General features: G+C 65.2%; 1 protein-coding gene. It reads left to right on the forward strand.

From position 1 onward, the window contains the following. Window positions 1–285 precede the first annotated feature (285 nt). Window positions 286–1,017 (forward strand): IS110 family transposase (locus tag JZ792_RS41200; protein WP_216918415.1); only part of this gene is annotated, 732 nt, incomplete at its 3' end.

Here is a 1,017-nt window from a genome sequence, read left to right on the forward strand (position 1 = left end):
CCTGTAAGTGTTGGTGGTGGCTGGCCTGGGGCTGGCTGGCAGGGTAGGTGCTGGTTTTTCAGACCGGGGTGTGACTCGTGAATCGCCTGGCCCCGTACGGGTGCCTTTCCCGGGAGTTGTCCTTCTCGGTCTGAAGGCCGGCGCCGACCCGGCCCACCACGATGGCCTGATCAGAAGCCTGCCCAACCGCGGGATCGGTTGTGGCTCATTACAGGTCTGCCTCGTAGTGACTCTCTCCCGGGCCGACGCCGGTCACGACGTCCGTCCACCAGGGAGAACATCGCATTGTCCATCGTTGCAGACCACTACCGATTCGTCGTCGGCGTCGACACGCACGCCGCGACGCACAGCTACGCCGTCGTCGAATGCCCGACCGGGCGGATCATCGACGAGGCGACGTTCCCGACGTCGACTACCGGCATCGTCCGGGCTCAGACGTGGATCGGCCGCCGAACCAATGGAGAGGTCAGCAAGGTGTTGATCGCGGCCGAAGGCACCGGTTCCTATGGTGCCATCGCTGCCGATCGGTTCGAACGCGCTGGTTATCGCGTGGTCGAGGCCCCTACGCCATCGGCGAAACGGTTGCGGGGCAACGGGAAAACCGACGCTCTCGACGCCGTCACCGCCGCACGGTCTGCGATCGTCACCGATCTCGACGACTTGCGTGACCGGCGGCGCGGCGAGTTGCGGGCCGCGCTGAACATCCTCACCGTCGCCCGGGACCAGATGGCCACCGAACGGACCCGGGCCGTGAACACTCTGACTGCGTTACTCAGGTCCCATGATCTGGGAATAGATGCGCGGCAGGCGCTTTCGGGCGCACAGATCTCGACGATCGCCGGTTGGCGGCGTCGTGATGAGCCGGTCGGACTGATGGTTGCCCGCGGCGAAGCGGTCCGTTTGGCGCGGCGGATCAGCGAGCTCGGCGACCAACTGAAATCCAATCGTGCTCAGCTGGACGAGATTCTCGCCGATCATGTCCCACAGTTGCTGGCGTTACCTGGAGTCGGTGCGGTC

The organism is Nocardia noduli (genome assembly GCF_019038455.1).
Classification (GTDB): Bacteria; Actinomycetota; Actinomycetes; order Mycobacteriales; family Mycobacteriaceae; genus Nocardia; species Nocardia noduli.